We start from the raw sequence: 18,306 nt of genomic DNA, 5'->3' as shown, positions 1-18,306 counted from the left end.
GAAGAAGTTGTCGGTGACGCTCAGGCGCGGCAGTCCCAGCACACTGGCGAAGGCGTCCGCCAACGTCTGCTCCAAGGAGTTGCGAGGAGCGATGAAGGGAGCCGAGCCACGCAAGCTGTCCGCGTCCGGCACGGGCAGCAGGCGGCGAGCCAGCTTGCCGCTAGGTGTCAGAGGCAGGGCCTCCAGGCGCACCAGGGCCGAGGGCACCATGTATTCGGGCAGGCGGCGAGCCAGCACCTGACGCAGGGCCTCCGGCTGCCAGGCGGCGTCGGGCTGGAGCACCACGTAGCCCACCAGCCGCTTGTCACCCGGAGCGTCCTCACGCACCACGGCGGCCGCGTCGCGGACACCTGGAGCCTCGCGCAGGGCGGCTTCCACCTCACCCTGCTCGATGCGGAAGCCACGCACCTTCACCTGTCCATCCAGGCGGCCGAGGTATTCCAGGTTGCCGTCGGCCCGCCAGCGGGCGCGGTCGCCCGTGCGGTACACACGGCCACCCTGGCGGAAGGGGTCGGGCAGGAACTTCTCGGACGTGAGCTGCGGGCGTGCGTGGTAGCCGAGCGCCAGCTGCACGCCGCCAATGAACAGCTCGCCCTGCACGCCAATGGCACACGGCTGGCCATTCGCATCCAGCACGTAGAGCTGGGTGTGGGGCAGAGGCGTGCCGATGGGAGGCAGGCGGGGCCAGGTGGAGGGAGGGCCCTGCAGCCGGTAGGCACTCACCACGTGGGTTTCGGAGGGGCCGTACTGGTTCTCCAGAACGCACCCGGGCAGCCGCTCGAAGAGGGAGACGAGGGCGGGGGTGACCTGGAGCTGCTCACCGGCGGTGACCACCTCGCGCAGACGCTCGGGGAGAGGGGCGCCGTGAGCCACGGCGTCGGCCAGGGCCTGGAGGGCGACGAAGGGCAGGAAGAGCCGCTCGACGCCATGGCGGGCCATGTACCCGAGGAGGGCGGGCACGTCCTGGCGCACCTCGGAGGAGGGCACCACGAGGGTGCCGCCAGCGCACCAGGTGGAGAAGAGCTCCTGGAAGGAGACGTCGAAGCTCAGGGAGGCGAACTGCAGGGTGGTGGCCGCGGGTTTGACGGACTGGCTCAGCTGCCACTGCAAGAGATTGGAGAGAGCGCGGTGAGGCAGCGCCACGCCCTTGGGCTTGCCCGTGCTGCCAGAGGTGTAGATGAGGTAGCAGGTGGACTCGGGCGACAGCGCGAGTGCCGGAGCATGGACGGGCTGGCGGGAGAGAGACTCCGCTTCAGTGTCCACGCTCACCATTCGGGTCTTCGCGGGGAGCGAGGAGACCAGGCGCGAGTGCGTGAGCACCAGGGACGCCTCGGCGTCCTGGAGCATGAAGGCCAGGCGCTCGGAGGGGTAGCCCGGGTCGAGCGGGAGGTAGGCGGCGCCGGCCTTGAGGACGGCCAGCACGGCCACCACCATGTCCAGCGAGCGCTCCAGGCACAGGCCCACCCTGTCACCGGGACGCACGCCCTGGGCGTGCAGGGCGTGGGCGAGCTGGTTGGCCCGGCGCTCCAACTGCGCATAGGTGAGGCGCTGCTCCTCGAAGACCACCGCCACTGCATTCGGAGTGCGGGCGGCCTGGGTCTCGACGAGCGTGTGCACGCAGGCGGGATGAGAGGGGCTCGCCGTGGTGGCGTTCCACTCCACCAGCAACTGGCGTCGCTCGGCCTCGGACAGGAGGGACAGCTCGGACAGACGCCGCTCGGGATGGGCCACCGCGTCCTCCAGCAGCAGGCGCAGGTGCTTCATCATCCGCTCGGCCGTGGCGGCCTCGAACAAGTCACTCCGGTACTCGAGCGTGGTGCTCAGGCCACGAGGCGTCTCGGTGACGAGCAGTGTGAAGTCGAACTTCGCGGTGCCGCTGTCCACCTCCAACAGCCGGAGGTCGAGTCCGGGGACGGACAGCTCCGCCGTGGGCGTGTTGAGCAGGACCAATGCCACCTGGAAGAAGGGCGTGCGCTCCGGCTGCCTGGGCGGTTGCAACACCTCCACGAGCCTCTCGAAGGGCACGTCCTGGTGCGCGTAGGCGCCCAGCGTCACTTCCTTCACCCGGGCGAGCAGCTCACGGAAGGTGGGGTTGCCCTCCAGCCGCGTGCGCATCACCAGCGTGTTGACGAAGAAGCCAACGAGCCCTTCCGTCTGCGCCTGGGTGCGGCCGGCGATGGGCGCTCCCACGCTGATGTCATCCTGTCCCGAGTAGCGGGCCAGCAGCGTCTGCAATCCCGCCAGCAGGCCCATGAACAGCGTGGTGCCTTCGCGCTGGCACAGTGCTCTGAGCCGTTGAATCAGCGCCGGTGGCAGCTCCACCTGCATCAGTGCGCCGGGGTTGCTCGTATCCGCGGTGCGCGGCCTGTCCGTGGGCAGCTCCAGCGCGGGCGGTGCGTCCTCGAGCTGCTTCCGCCAGTAGCCGATTTGCTGCTCCAGCACCTCGCCCTGGAGCCACTCGCGCTGCCACACCGAGTAGTCCACGTACTGGATGGGCAGCTCGGGCAGCGGCGACGGCCTGCCGGTGACGGAGGACTCGTACAGCGCCACCATGTCGCGGATCAGCAAGGCGATGGACCAGCCGTCCGAGATGATGTGGTGCAGGGTGATGGGCAGCAGGTACTCGCGCTCTCCCAGGCGCAGCAGCCGGGCGCGCAGGAGCGGCCCGTGAGCGAGGTCGAACGGCTGGCGCGCCTCTTCGTGCGCCAGGCGCATGGCTTCCTCTTCCCGCTGAGACTCTGGCAGGTGCGCCAGGTCCACCACCTCCATCGTCCAGGGCGAGACGGGTGAGATGACCTGGAGCGGCTTGTTCTCACGGACCTGGAAGGTGGTGCGGAGCACCTGGTGACGGCGGACCAGCTCGGTGAAGGCGCGCTCCAGGGCGGCCACATCGAGCGTGCCCTTCAGCCGCAGGGCGGCTGGCATGTTGTAGAGCGCGCTATCCGGTTGGTACTGATCCAGGAACCACAGCCGCTGCTGAGCGAAGGACAGCTCCGCCTCCGTCAGCTCCGTGCGCGGGATGAGCACTGGCGCGTGAGTCCTGTGCTCATCGCCAGCCATGCGCGCCTGGATGCGGAGGGCGAGCTCTTCCACGGTGGGGTACTCGAACAGCTCACGCAGGGGCAACTCCACGCCCAGGCCGGAGCGCAGGCGGGAGGCCACCTGTGTGGCCAGCAGGGAGTGGCCGCCCAGGGAGAAGAAGTTGTCGGTGACGCTCAGGCGCGACAGGCCCAATACGCTGGCGAAGGTCTCCGCCAGCGTCTGCTCCAGGGCATTACGAGGATCGATGAAGGGAGCCGAGCCACGCAAGCTGTCCGCGTCCGGCACGGGCAGCAGGCGGCGAGCCAGCTTGCCGCTAGGTGTCAGAGGCAGGGCCTCCAGACGCACCAGGGCGGAGGGCACCATGTACTCGGGCAGGCGGCGAGCCAGCACCTGACGCAGGGCCTCCGGCTCCCAGGCGGTGTTGGGCTGGAGCACCACGTAGCCCACCAGCCGCTTGTCACCCGGAGAGTCCTCACGCACCACCGCTGCCGCGTCGCGGACTCCTGGGGCCTCACGCAGGGCGGCTTCCACCTCACCCTGTTCGATGCGGAAGCCACGCACCTTTACCTGTCCATCCAGGCGGCCGAGGTACTCGACAGTGCCGTCAGCCCGCCAGCGAGCGCGGTCACCCGTGCGGTAAAGCTGGCCTCCCGGGCGGAAGGGGTCGGGCAGGAACTTCTCGGACGTGAGCTGAGGACGGGCGTGGTAGCCGAGTGCCAGCTGCGCGCCACCGATGAACAGCTCGCCCTGTACGCCAATGGCGCAGGGCTGGCCCTGGGCATCGAGCACGTAGAGCTGGTTGTGGGGCAGGGGCGTGCCGATGGGAGGCAGGCGGGGCCAGGTGGAGGGAGGGCCCTGCAACCGGTAGGCACTCACCACGTGGGTTTCGGAGGGGCCGTACTGATTCTCCAGCACGCACCCGGGGAGCCGCTCGAAGAGGGAGACGAGGGTGGGGGTGACCTGGAGTTGCTCACCGGCGGTGACCACCTCGCGCAGGCGCTCGGGGAGAGGAGCGCCGTGAGCCACGGCGTCGGCCAGGGCCTGGAGGGCGACGAAGGGCAGGAAGAGCCGCTCGACGCCGTGGCGGGCCATGTACCCGAGGAGGGCGGGCATGTCCTGGCGCACCTCGGAAGAGGGCACCACGAGGGTGCCGCCAGCGCACCAGGTGGAGAAGAGCTCCTGGAAGGAGACGTCGAAGCTCAGGGAGGCGAACTGCAGGGTGGTGGCCGCGGGTTTGACGGACCGGCTCAGCTGCCACTCGAGCAGGTTGGAGAGGGCGCGGTGAGGCAGCGCGACGCCCTTGGGCTTGCCCGTGCTGCCGGAGGTGTAGATGAGGTAGCAGGTGGACTCGGGCGACAGCGTGAGTGCCGGAGCATGGACGGGCTGGCGGGAGATCGTCTCCGCCTCGGTGTCCACGCTCACCACCCGGGTCCGCGTGTCCACGGGCAGCAGGGAGGCCAGGCGCGAGTGCGTGAGCACGAGGGACGCCTCGGCGTCCTGGAGCATGAAGGCCAGGCGCTCGGAGGGGTAGCCCGGGTCGAGCGGGAGGTAGGCGGCGCCGGCCTTGAGGACGGCCAGCACGGCCACCACCATGTCCAGCGAGCGCTCCAGGCACAGGCCCACCCTGTCACCAGGGCGCACGCCTTGCGCATGCAGGGCGTGGGCGAGCTGGTTGGCCCGGCGCTCCAACTGCGCATAGGTGAGGCGCTGGTCCTCGAAGACCGCCGCCACCGCATGGGGAGTGCGGGCGGCCTGGGCCTCGACGAGCGTGTGCACGCAGACGGGGCGAGAGGGAGCCGCCGTGGTGGCGTTCCACTCCACCAGCAACTGGCGCCGTTCGGCCTCGGACAGGAGGGACAGCTCGGACAGACGCCGCTCGGGATGGGCTACCGCGTCCTCCAGCAGCAGGAGCAGGTGCTTCATCATCCGCTCGGCCGTGGCGGCCTCGAACAAGTCACTCCGGTACTCGAACGTGGTGCTCAGGCCACGAGGCGTCTCGATGAAGAACACCGTGAAGTCGAACTTCGCGGTGCCGCTGTCCACCTCCAATGGCCGGAAGGTGAGCCCGGGCGCGGTCAGCTCCGCCGTGGGCGTGTTGATCAGGACCAGCGCCACCTGGAAGAAGGGCGTGTGCTCCGGCTGCCTGGGCGGTTGCAACACCTCCACCAGCTTCTCGAAGGGCACGTCCTGGTTCGCGTACGCTCCCAGCGTCACCTCCCGTGCCTGCCTCAGTACCGACAGGAAGCTCGGATCCCCCTCCAGCCGGGTGCGAAGCACCAGCGTGTTGACGAAGAAGCCGAGGAGCGCCTCGGTCTGCGGCTGATTGCGCCCGGCGATGGGCGCTCCCACGCAGATGTCATCCTGCCCCGTGTAGCGAGCCAGCAGCGCCTGCAGGCCGGCCAGCAGGCCCATGAACAACGTGCCCTTCTCACGCCGGCACAGCGCCCTCAGCCCCTGTATCAGCGCCGGCGGCATCTCCAACCTCAGCGAGGCGCCGGGGTTGCTCGTGTCCGCAGTGCGCGGCTTGTCCGTGGGCAGCTCCAGCACGGGCGGGGCCCCGTCGAGCTGCTTCCTCCAATACTCCACCTGCTTCGTCAGGACCTGCCCTTGCAGCCACTCGCGCTGCCACACCGCGTAATCCACGTACTGGATGGGCAGCTCGGGCAGCGGTGACGGCTTTCCAGCCGCGAACGCCGCGTAGAGCGTGACGACCTCGCGGGTCAGCACTGCGACGGACCAGGAGTCCGAGACGATGTGGTGCATCGTCACCAGCAGCAGGTGCACCCGGTCCGACAGCCTCAGCACCCGCGGGCGCAGCAGGGGCCCCCGGGACAGATCGAAGGGCCGGCTCGCCTCCTCGCGCGCCAGACGCATCCCCTCGGCTTCCCGCTCCGACTCCGGCAGGTGCCCGAGGTCCTCCACCTCCAGCTTCCAGTCCACGCTGGGGGCGATGACCTGCACCGGGGAGCCTTCATGGGTCTGGAAGGTCGTGTGCAGGGTCTCATGGCGGCGCATCAGCTCGGCGAAGGCCCGCCCGAGGGCGTCCGCGTCGAGCGTGCCCTCCAGCCGCATCGCGGCCGGCATGTTGTAGAGCGGGCTGCCCGGCTGGTACTGGTCCAGGAACCACAGCCGCTGCTGCGCGTACGAGAGGGGCAACAGGCCCGTCCGGGGCACGCGCGCGATGACACCGCCCTGGCTCTCCGGGGCTTCGGTGCGGACCGGGGCGGAGGTGCTCGGTGGTGGCTCCGACGGGGTCGGGCGGCGCCGGGTCGTGGGCGTAAGGATCTCCACCTCTCCGTTCGCGCGGTAGCGGGCGGGCGTACCGGTTCCATACAGGCTGACGCCGGTCCCCTCGGGCGAGGGGCGGAGCCGGGCCCGGGTCACCTCGGGCGCCTTCCAGAAGCCCAGCGGCACCGCGTCACCGCCCAGGAACAGCTCACCCACCACGCCCACCGGGGTGCGGCGTCCCGCCGCATCCAACACGAACAGCGAGCCCCGGGGCGCGTTCTCCCTCGCGCCGGGCAACAGGGACACGGGAGCCACCACTCGCGCGGAGGCCACCTTCTTCAGCGTCTCGGCCAGGTCGGCCGGGAGCCCATCGGCCTCGTCCAGCACCAGCGTGCGCACGGGGCCGAGCACCTTGGCGGCGTCCGGCATCCTCGCGAGCGTCTGGGCGAGCGCGATGGTGCAGCGCAGGTGCGCCGGGGGGCTGGCGCGCAGCGACTCCACCAGGGCCTGGGTGCCATCGGCCTCCACGAGCACCGGAGTGGCTGGCGCGTGGGCCACACCCTCCTGGCTCCGGCGGCGCAGCACGTCCAGGTGCCGCAGGCCCTCCATCGCGGCCTCATGGCCCAAGCCGAAGTCGATGAGGCACGCCACCTCGTCCACGTCCGCCCGGCGCAGCTGCTCCACCCGGGCCATGAGCGTCTCCGGCGTGCCGAGCATTCCGCCCGCCTCCAGGTACCGGGAGACGCCCATCTCCAGCAGGATCTGCCGGTCCTGGGGCGTGAGGCTGCTCATGTCGAAGCTCGTGCCCTGGCTCGTCACCAGTGCCTGGACCAGCTCCACCGAGCTGCGGAAGTAGCGGATGAGCGGCTCGCGCGCCTGCCGCTTCACTTCCTCCTGGGTGCTCGCCACGAAGGTGTGCAGCATCAGCACCACGTGGCCCCGGCCGCCGTGCCCCGCCTTGCGCCGCGCCTCGCGGTAGATGGCGATCTTCCGGGGCAGCTCCTCGAAGTCCTGTCCCAGTCCCAGCACGTTGGTGAGCAGGCCCGTGCCCAGCTCTCCCGCCAGCCGGAAGGTCTCCGGATTGAAGGCGGCGGTGATCCAGATGGGCAGCTCCGTCTGCACCGGCCGGGGACGGATGGCGATCTCCACCTCGGCCCCGGTGCCGTTGGTGCGGCGCACGGTGCCACCACTCCAGAGCGTGCGCATCTCCTCCACTCCGCGCCGGAGGGCCTCGGTCCGCTGCGTGAAGTTGCGTGGCGCGAAGAGGAAGTCGTTGACGTTCCAGCCCGTGGCGAAGGACACGCCGACACGGCCATCGGAGAGGTTGTCGACGACGGACCACTCCTCGGCCACGCGGATGGGATCATGCAGCGGGAGCACCACGCTGCCGGCGCGCAGGGAGACCCGCTCGGTGACCATGGCCAGCGCCGAGCTGGTGGCGATGGGGCTGGGGTAGGGGCCACCGAAGGCATGGAAGTGCCGCTCCGGGGTCCACACCGCGGTGAAGCCGTGCGTGTCGGCGAACTTCGCTCCCTCGATGAGGAGCTGGTACTTCTTCCGCCCGGAGGACTCCGAGTCGTTGGCGAAGTAGAAGAGGCTGAAGTCCAGGGGCCGCGTCCCGGTCTGCTCGGGGCGGAGCGCCACGAGCCGTGCGGAGGGCCGCGCCGGGAACACCACCTGGAGCCCGCGTGCGAGCGCCCAGAGCAGCTCCACGCCCGCGGGGTCGGCGGACGCGTCCGAGATGCTCAGCCAGGTCTCGCCCGCGCGGACGTCGAGACGCGCATCCATCGCGGCGAAGCGGTGGAGCAGGTTGCGGTGGTTCCACATCACGCGTGGACGGTCACCGTCGTCCGTCTCCCGCGCCAGGCAGGCGAGGCCGTCCGCATCCACCGCGGGCGTGAGGGCCACGGCCGGGAGCTCGCCGGAGAGCGCGAGGCGGATGACCCGGGACTCGTCCAGTCCCGGAGGGAGCGGAGAACCCGCGGCGGTGATGAAGAGGGGGGTGGCCCCTTCCAGTCCGAGCGAGGACAGCTCCTCGCGCTGCTCCCAGGAGACGAGCGCATAGGCCCCACCGGAAGCCAGCACACCCCACAGGGCCACCGCACGCTCGGGCGAGGGCTCCAGACACACGGCCACGGGGACGCCAGGGCCCACGCCGCGAGCACGCAGCGCGGACGCGAGCGCGAGCGCGTGTGCGCGCAGGGCCCGCCAGGTCAGGCGTTGGTCTCCCCGGCGGAGCGCCACCTCATCCGGGGTGCGCTCCGCCTGGGCGGACAGCAGGGCCGCGAGGGACGCGGCCGCGGAGGCTCCGGCCGCCGGCCGCTCGGTCCGCTCCGGGGCTCCCTCCAGGGACAGCTGGGACAGGGGCTTGTCCGGCGAGGCCATCGCATCGGAGAGCAACGCCTCCAGCTGCGAGAGGAGCCGGGTGATGGTGGAGGCGTCGAACAGATCGACGGCGTACTCCAGCGTGCCGGAGAAGCCTTGCGCGTCCTCGCGCATGAGCACCGTGATGTCCGCGAGCGCGGTGCCGTACTGCGCGGGCAGCTCGGTGACCTCGAAGTAGCTCAGCCGCAGGCCCGGGAACTCCAGGATGGGCGCGGACACGCCCTGGGCGTGCAGCAGGAAGATGACGTCGAACAGGCGGGACAGCGCTGCTTCCTCACCGGGCTCGAGCTCCTCCAGGAGCTGCTCGTAGGGCACGTCCGGATTCGCGAAGGCGGCGAGCGTGGTGTCACGGACGCGGAGCGCGAGCGCGCGGAAGCTCGGATCTCCCGCCAGGGAGGTGCGCAGGCCCAGGGCGTGCGCCACGTAGCCGATCTGCGGCTCCAGCTCGGGGCGGGTCCGGTTGCCGATGGAGGTGCCCATGAGGATGTCCTCCTGACCCGTGCAGCGGGCCAGGAGTGCCTTGAAGCCGGCGAGCAGCGTCATGAACGGCGTGAGGCCCTCGCGGTTGCTGAAGGCATTCAGGGCGGTGCTGAGCGCCTGGGGGAGGGCGAACGTGTACCGCGCGCCACGCCGGCGCGTGCCGGCGACTCGCGGGCGGTCCATCGGGAGGGGGAGGGGACCGGGCCGCCGCGCGAGCTGCTTGCGCCAGTACGCCTGCTGCGCGGCGAGCGTGCCATCGGACAGGGCGCGGCGCTGCCAGACGGCGAAGTCGATGTACTGGATGGGCAGCTCCGGCAGGGGCACGGGCCGCTGGTGGATGAAGCCCGTGTAGATGGCCACCGATTCCCGGATGAAGTTCACCAGGGTGAGGGTGTCCGCCACGATGTGGTGGATGGTGACGAACAGCACGTGCTCGGCCTCGGCCATCCGGACCAGCTGCACCCGGACCAGGGGACCCTGAGCGAGCACGAACGGCTCGGCGGGCGCGAGGCGGGCCAGCCGCATCGCCTCGGCCTCGCGGTCCCCGGCGAAGTCGCGCAGGTCCACCACGGGCAGGGAGGCGCGCATCTCCGGGAGGATGCGCGGCACGACCTTGCCGTCCACCTGCTGGAAGACGGTACGCAGCGACTCGTGCCGGCGGATGACCTCGTTGAAGCTGCGCTCCAGGACGGCGTACCGCAGCTCGCCGGAGATCCGGATCGCGAGAGGCTCGTTGAAGATGGAGCTGCCCGGCTGCCGCTGCTCCATTTTCCAGAGGCGGGCCTGCACGTAGGACAGGGGCAGCTCACCGGTCCGGGGAACGGGGACCATCGCCGTCGCCGGAGCCTCGCCGGCCGGCTGCTCCGCCCGGAGCCGGGCCTCGATGCGCGCGGCCAGGCCGGAGATGGTGGGCGCCTCGAACAGGTCGTTGAGGGGAATCTGCGTCCGGAACGTCTCGCGCAGCCGGGTGAGCAGCTGCGCCGCCATCAGCGAGTTGCCACCCAGGTCGAGGAAGTTGTCGTCCGGGCCGATCTCCTCCAGGCCCAGCCTCTCGCGCCACAGCTCCGTCAGGCGCTGCTGGATGTCACCCAGGGGCGCACGCTGGACGGGAGCCGGGGGCGTCACAGGGGCCACGGGCGTTACAGGAGCCACGGGCGTCACGGGAGCCACGGGAGCCTGGGGCGGCGGCACGGCGGCAACGGGCGCGGGGGCCGCGGTGGCGGCCGGTTCCGGCAGGGGGAGCACGGGCCGCTCCTCCAGGGTGATGCGCTTCTCCTCGAAGGGATAGCCCGGCAGCGGGATGCGGCGGCGGTGCTCGTGGGCGTGGAAGCCCTTCCAGTCCACGGCCGCGCCAGCGCGCCAGAGCGCGCCCAGCGACTCCAGCAGGGTCTGGGCATCGGAGGAGGAAGTGCCGCTCCGGCGGAGCGAGGGCACCGCCACCGTCTCGCGCTCGGTACGCACGCGCGACCGGGCGAGCGCGGTGAGGCCCTGGTCCGGGCCGGCTTCGATGAACCAGCCGCAGCCGGCTTCCACCAGCGCATCCAGTCCAGCGGCGAAGCGCACCGGCTCCCGCATCTGCCGGGCCCAGTAGCGCGGGGAGGCCGCCTCCTCGGGGCGGATCCACGTGCCGGTGAGGCTGGACACGTAGGGAATGGAGGGCGCGTTCAGCGTGAGTCCGGCCACGGCCCGTTCCAGCTCGGCCATCACCGGCTCCACCGCGCTCGAGTGGAACGCGTACGACGAGGCGAGGCGCATCACGCCCACGCGACACGCCGACAGCGTGCGCTCCAGCGACTCCACCGCCTCGGCGGGTCCGGACACCGTGCAGCGATCCGGGCCGTTGAGGGCGGCGATCTCCAGGCCACCGGAGAGCAGCTGCGTCACCTCTTCGGCGGAGAGCCCCACCGAGAGCATGCCGCCGGGCGGGAGCCGGGACATGAGCTCCCCGCGAAGGACGGCCAGCCGCAGCGCGTCCTCCAGGGAGAGCACGCCGGACAGGCACGCCGCCGCGTACTCGCCGAAGCTGTGGCCGAGCAGCGCGGACGGCTTGAAGCCGAAGCCCATCCACATCCGCGCGAGCGCGTACTCCACGGACAGCAGCGCGGGCAGCGCGAAGCGCGGCTGGGCGAGACACGCCTCCGCGTGGGCCTCGGCGCCGGGCTCGGGGAAGAGCACCGGGCGCAAGTCCTCCTTCAGCCCCGCCTTCGGCAGCAGCTCCAGGCACGCGTCCAGCTCACGCCGGAAGAGCGGCTCGGACGCGTACAGCTCCTGGGCCATCCGGACGGACTGAGCGCCCTGACCGGGGAAGAGGAAGGCCACCCGGCGGGACCGGGCGGTGGCGAGGTCGCGCACCTCGGACGGAGCGCCCGGCTTGCGCAGCGCGCGCACGAGCTCCTCGGCATCCCCGGCGACCAGCGCACGACGGTACTCGAAGGCCTTGCGGCCCATGGCGAGGGTGAAGGCCACGTTCGCCAGGTCCACCGTCGGGTGGGCCTCCACGAAGTCGGCCAGCTCGCGGGTCATCGTCTCCAGCGCGGAGGCACTCCGGGCGGACAGCGTGAAGAGCTGCCGGTTGCGATGGCCGCCCTTTCCGCCGTCCTGGCGGGGGGCCTCCTCCAACACCATATGGGCGTTGGTGCCACCAATGCCGAACGAGCTGACCGCGGCCCTCCTCGGGCCCTCACCGGGCTCCCAGGGGCGCAGGGTGGTGTTCACGAAGAAGGGGCTGCGCACGAAGTCGATCTCCGGGTTGGGTCGCTCGAAGTGGAGGCTGGGAGGCAGCTCGCCATGATGCAGCGCGAGCGTGGCCTTGATGAGACCGGCGACGCCGGCGGCGGTGTCCAGGTGCCCGATGTTGGTCTTCAGCGAGCCGATCGCGCAGTAGCCCGTGCGATCGGTGTGGGCGCGGTAGGCGCGGGTGAGCGCCGCGATCTCTATCGGATCTCCCAGCGGGGTGCCGGTGCCGTGGGCCTCCACGTAGCCGATGGTGGAGGGGTCCACGCCGGCCGAGGCCAGGGCCCGGGCGATCACCTCGCTCTGTCCCTGGACGCTGGGAGCGGTGTAGCTGATCTTGGTGGCCGCGTCGTTGTTGAGGGCCGAGCCCTTGATGACCGCGTAGACGTGGTCCCCATCGCGCAGGGCGTCCGCGAGCCGCTTGAGCACCACCACGCCCAGGCCGTTGCCCAGGACGGTGCCCCGGGCGCTCGCGTCGAACGCGCGGCAGTGCCCGTCGGGAGAGAGGATCATCCCCTCCTGGAAGACGTACCCGGTGCGCTGGGGCAGGGAGATCCTCACCGCGCCGCCCAGCGCCATGTCGGACTGACGGGTGCGCAGGCTCTGGCACGCGAGGTGGATGGCCACCAGGCCGGTGGAGCAGGCGGTGTAGACGTTGATGCACTCACCGGAGAGCCCGAGCTTGTAGGCCGTCTTGGTGGCCACGTTCTCGCCACCGGTGGTTGCCAGGGCCTCGAACATCGAGGCCGGGTCCTTGCGCGTCTGGCCGAGCAACGAGAGCATGTGCGCGTTCGCGCTGCTCGCGCCGGCATGCAGCGAGATGGGTCCCTGGAAGCGCTCCGGGTCGTAGCCGGCGTCCTCCAGGGCGTTCCACGCGCACTGGAGGAAGAGCCGCTGCTGCGGATCCATCCACTTCGCCTCGCGCGGGGACACATCGAAGAAGCTGGCATCGAACCCGTCCGCGCCCTCGAGGACCCCGCCCGCGGGGACGAAGTCCGGATGGTCGCGCAGCGAATCGGAGAACAGCGGCGACGTCTCCAGCTCCTCCGGAGCGAAGCGGGAGATGGACTCCACGCCCTGGCGCAGGTTCTCCCAGAAGGCGTGGACGTCGCGGGCGCCGGGGAAGCGCCCGGCCATGCCGATGATGGCGATGTCGTTGGAGCCGTCCTCCTCGGAAGGCTTGTGGCGCGGCGCGGGCTCGGCGCGGGTCGCCGGAAGGTCCCGCCCCAGCCGCGTGGCCAGCGCTTGCACGGTGGGGTGCTCGAAGAGATGGGTGACGGGCACGTCCTGGCCCAGCTCCTCGCGCAGCTGCGTGCTCGCCTTGACCACCAGCAGCGAGCTACCGCCCAGGTCATCGAAGAAGTGGTCGTGCTGTCCCACGCGCGGAACCTGGAGCACGCGGGCCCAGACCGAGGCGATGCGCCGTTCCAGCTCGGAGAGGGACTCGGAGGCGGGGGCGGCCGGCGCGGGGTTCACCGACTCGGGGGCGGGCAGCGCCTGGCGATCCACCTTGCCGCTCGGGGCGAGCGGGAGCGCGCTCATCCGCACGAAGGCGGAGGGCACCATCGCGTCGGGGAGCCGCTCCTTGAGGAACCGCCGCAGGGCGGCCGGCTCCACGTCCTCGCCCGCCACCACGTACGCCACCAGCCGCTTCTCGCCCGCGCTCTCGCTCAGGACGACCACCGACTGGCGCACGCCAGGGTGCAGGGCCAGTGCCGCTTCCACCTCGCCCAGCTCCACGCGCACGCCGCGCACCTTCACCTGTGCATCGCGCCGCCCGAGGAACTCCACGCGTCCATCCCGCAGCAGGCGCACCAGGTCCCCGGTGCGGTACAGCCGCCCACCCGGGACGGTGTCGAAGGGGTTGGGGACGAAGCGCTCGGCGGTGAGCGCGGGGCGGTTCAGATAGCCGCGGCCCACTCCCACGCCTCCCAGGTACAGCTCGCCGGGAATGCCCACGGGCACGGGCTCCATCCGCGCGTCCAGGACGTACATCTGGTTGCCCGGGTGGACCCGGCCGATCGACGGCTGGCGGGGATCCACGTCCTGGTCGATGAGCGCGCAGATGGACACCTCGGTGGGGCCATAGGCATTGAGCAAGCGGCGGCCCGGCTTCCATCTCCTGGCCAGCTCCGGTGTGCACGCCTCACCGCAGGAGGCCACCATCCCCAGCTCCGGCAATGCCTCCGGCTGCAGCGGAGCCAGCGAGGTGGGGGTGGCGGTGATGTGGGTGATGCGCTTGTCCGCGAGCATCTTCTGCAGCGGTGGGCCGGGCAGCAGCGACTCCGGCGGGGCGAAGATCAGCTCCGCGCCGGAGAGCAGCGTGGAGAAGATATCGCTGAGGGAGGCATCGAAGCCGATGGCCGACATCTGCAGGACGCGGTCGCCGGGACGCGGGTCCAGGGCCACCTGCATGGCACGGGCGGTATTGCACAGGCCCCGGTGCTCCAGCAGGGTGCCCTTGGGGGTGCCGGTGGAGCCGGACGTGAAGATGACGTAGGCCAGACTCGAGGGAGTGACGGCCGGCGCTGGCGAGAGCGCCGTTTCGGGCTGGGACTCCAGCAGCGAGCGGTCCGTGTCCACGAGCACCAGCAGTTGCTGCGGCGTGGCCAGCTGATCGGCCAGCTCCTCGCGGCTGATCAGCACGGGCACCTCGGCCTCGCGCAGCATCAACTGCAACCGGGCGTGCGGGTAGTTGGTATCGAGTGGCAGGAAGGCGCCACCGGACTTGAGCACGCCGAGCAACGCCACGAGCAGCTCCGGCGTGCGCTCCAGGTGGATGCCCACCATCACTTCCGGCCCGACACCGAGTGACCGGAGATGCCAGGCGAGCTGGTTGGCGCGTGCGTCCAGCTCGCGATAGGTGAGGGAGCGCCCTTCGAAGGAGACGGCGGTGGACTCGGGGGTGAGACGCACCTGCTCCTCGAACATGCGGTGCGCGAGGTCATCCGGCACGGCGGGCCCGGTGCGGCTCCACTCCACCAGCACACGGTGACGCTCCGCCTCGGAGAGCAGGGAGAGCTCGGTGACGCGGCGCTCGGGCGCGGCGGCGGCCCCCTCCAGCAGGATGCCCAGGTGCCCCAGCATGCGGGCGACGGTGTCCGCGTCGAAGAGGTCGGTGGCGTACTCGCAGAGCAGCTCCACACCGTTGGGGGTGTCGGTGACGGAGAGGCTGAGGTCGAGCTTGGTGGCGCCGGTGTCTCCCAGGGTGCTCTCCATGGAGAGACCCGTCGGTCCCCGCGTCTCGGATGCGGCATCCTGGAGCGCCAGATTCACCTGGAAGATCGGCGCATGGGCCAGGGTGCGCTCCGGGTTGAGCGCGCGCACCAGCTCGTCGAAGGGCAGATCCTGGTGCGCCCAGACGTCCAGCATCGACTGGTGGAGCTGTGCGAGCAGCTCACGGAAGGTGGGTGCTCCGGCCAACTTGCCGCGTACGGCGAGCTGGTTGACGAACAGTCCGATGAGCCCCGCCGTCTCGGGCCGGGTGCGGTGGGCGGAGTCCACGCCCACCACGATGTCCTCCTGGCCGGTGTAGCGGTGCAGCAGGAGCTGGAAGCCGGCCAGCAGCGCGACGAAGGGGGTGGTGCCCTCGCGCCGCGCGAGCGCCTTCACCCGCTCCCAGGCCTCCCGCTCGAGCCACCGTACCACCTGTGCCCCCCGGTAGGTCTGCGCCTTGGGCCGGGCGCGGTCCCCGGGCAGCTCCAGCATGGGAGGTGCTCCGGCGAGGTACTTCCGCCACCAGCCGAGCAGATCCTCGAGCCGCTCGCCGCGCAGCCACTCGTGCTGCCAGACCGCGTAGTCGGCGTACTGGATGGGCAGCTCGGGGAGGGTGGGCGTGCGTCCGGTGGAGAAGGCCGCATAGAGCGCCTCCACCTCGCGAACCAGGACGCGCATGGACCAGCCATCCGCGATGATGTGGTGCAGCGTCAGCAGCAGCAGGTGCCGCTCGGTGCCGAGGCGCAGCAGGGTGGCCCGGATCAACGGTCCCCGGTCGAGCTGGAACGGGCGTCCGGCCTCCTCGCGCGCGAGCCGGTGGGCCTCCTGCTCACGCTTCTCCTCCGGCAGTCCGCTCAGATCCACGACGGCGAGCGACAGGTCCAGCTCGCCCAGGATGCGCTGGTGCGGCTCGCTCCCCTCCTCGATGAACACCGTCCGGAGTGTCTCGTGCCGCCGTACCAGGGTTTGAAGGCTCCGCTCCAGCGCGGGCACATCCACGGCCCCGCTCAATCGGGAGACCACGGGGACGTTGTAGAAGGCGCTGCCCGGCTCCAGCCGGTCGAGGAACCACAGCCGTTGCTGCGCGAAGGAGAGCGGCAGGGACCGGTTACGAGGAGCACGGGGGATCGATGGGCGCGTACCGGCCGCCGCCTTCCGCGCGGAGATCTCCCGGGCCAGCTCCGAGGCGCTCGCCCCGCGCAGCAGCGTCTCCATGGGAATCGCCACGCCCAGGTCCTTCTCCAGCCCGTGCGCCAGCTCCACCGCGGCCAACGAGTCCAGGCCCAGGCGGGTGAGCGGTACGTCCGGCGCCAATGACCCCGCGCGAGCGCCCAGCCGGGCGGAGATCCGCGCCAGCACCAGCGCCTCCAGCTCACTGGAGGCGGCGACGGGGGCGGGGGCGGGCGCGGCAGGAGCGGACACGGCCGGCGCTACGGACTCCGAGGCTCGCCATGTATGGACCACGCGCAGCTCGCCCGCGAGGAACGCGGCCCGGCAGGCGCGGCGCTGCACCTTGCCGCTGGAGGTCTTCGGCAGGCTGCCCGGCTCGATGAGCACCAGCGCATGGGGCCGCACCTCGTGCCCCTCCGCCAGCCTCTGCAGGATGGTGCCCGAGACGTCCTCCGCGGCGCCGTCCAGCTTGCGCGGGTCCACCTCCTGCACCACCACCAGCCGCTCCTCGCCCTCCGCCTCGACACTGAAGGCGGCACCACACCCGGGCCGCAGCGCCGGGTGGCTCCGCTCCACCGTGTGCTCCAGGTCCTGCGGATAGAGGTTGCGGCCGCGCAGGATGATGAGGTCCTTGCGCCGCCCGGTCACGTACAGCTCGCCCCCCTCGAGGAAGCCCAGGTCCCCGGTGCGGAGGAACGGTCCCTCCCCGGCGGCGGTGCGCGCGCGGAAGATGGCCTCCGACTCCTCCGCCAGCCGCCAGTAGCCCTGGGCCACGCTGGGGCCGCTCACCCAGATCTCACCGACCTCACCCGCCGGGAGCTCCCGGAGCGACTCCGGATCCACCACGAGCAGGCGTTGATCCCGCAGCGACCCGCCACAGCCCACCAGCGTCCGGGCCTCGCTTCGCGGTTGGGGCTCCACGGCCCGGCCACGCTCCAGCGCGGCGGCGTCCACCGCGCGCGGGTGGGGCGGTTCGGACTTCGCTCCGCCCGAGACGATGAGGGTGGCCTCGGCCAGCCCGTAGCAGGGGTAGAACGCCTCGCGGCGGAAGCCTCGCGGCGCGAACGCCTCGGTGAACCGGTCGAGCGTCTCGGAGCGGATCGGCTCGGCGCCGCAGAACGCCACCTCCCAGCTGCTCAGGTCCAGCCCCTCCCGCTCCTCGGGGGAGATGCGGCGGACGCACAGCTCGAAGGCGAAGTTGGGACCGCCGCTGATGGTGCCACCGAAGCGGCTGATGGCCTCCAGCCAGGCGCGCGGGCGCTTGAGGAACGACAGCGGCGACATCAGCGCGGTGTGGAAGCCCTGGTACAGCGGCACCAGGATGCCGCCGATGAGCCCCATGTCATGGTAGGGCGGCAGCCAGATGACGCCCACGCTGTCATCACGCGTCTGGAAGGCCCCGCGGATCAGCTCCAGGTTGTGCAGCAGGTTGGCGTGACTGAGCATCACGCCCTTGGGCGTGCCGGTGGAGCCGGAGGTGTACTGGAGGAAGGCCAGCGAGTCGGCGCTCACCGGGGGCTTGCGCCAGGAGGCCTCGCCGCCCGGCTCGAGCGTGTCGGTGGCCACCCAGCGCAGCGCCTTCAGGTCGGGCGCGTCCTGGAAGAACAGCTCCGCCATCGACAGGACGAAGGAGGTGGTGAGCACCACCGTGGCTCCCGAGTCCTGGATGATGGCCCTCAGCCGAGGCAGCGTGCGCTCCAGCCGCGAGGGATCCGGAGGATAGGCGGGCACCGCCACCAGTCCCGAGAAGAGGCATCCGAAGAACCCGGTGAGGTACTCGGCTCCCGGGGGATAGAGCAGCACCGCGCGCTCGCCCGCGGGCGCCAGCTGCTGGAGGGCGGCGCCAATCCGTCTCGCGTGCGCGTACAGCTCACCGCGCGTCAGCGGAGTTCCTTCTCCGTCCCCTTCCTCCAGGAAGGTGTAGAGGCGCTGCTCGGAACGGGTGGCACTTCGCTCTTCGAGGAGATCGATGAGGGTGCGGGGCTGGTGCATGGTCGATGGTGGGGGAAGATGGGGCTCGGAGGCTGCCGCGCCTGCCAGGGGATCCTTCAT

At 71.2% G+C, this 18,306-nt stretch carries 1 protein-coding gene (running past one end of the window); it reads right to left on the bottom strand.

The window, feature by feature from the left end; translation table 11 throughout:
• Positions 1-18,306 carry the 5' portion of a non-ribosomal peptide synthase/polyketide synthase gene (locus NR810_RS42320; RefSeq protein ID WP_257461048.1) on the bottom strand. The gene continues 10,569 nt to the left of window position 1, outside the view, so 18,306 of the gene's 28,875 nt are visible here — the first part of the coding sequence; it begins with the start codon at positions 18,304-18,306; its stop codon lies beyond the left edge, outside the window.

Origin of the sequence: Archangium lipolyticum, assembly GCF_024623785.1 — a bacterium.
In the GTDB taxonomy this organism is placed as follows: Bacteria; Myxococcota; Myxococcia; order Myxococcales; family Myxococcaceae; genus Archangium; species Archangium lipolyticum.
The sequence above is the reverse complement of the archived record's forward strand: the minus strand, read 5'-3'. Positions and strand labels throughout refer to the sequence as shown.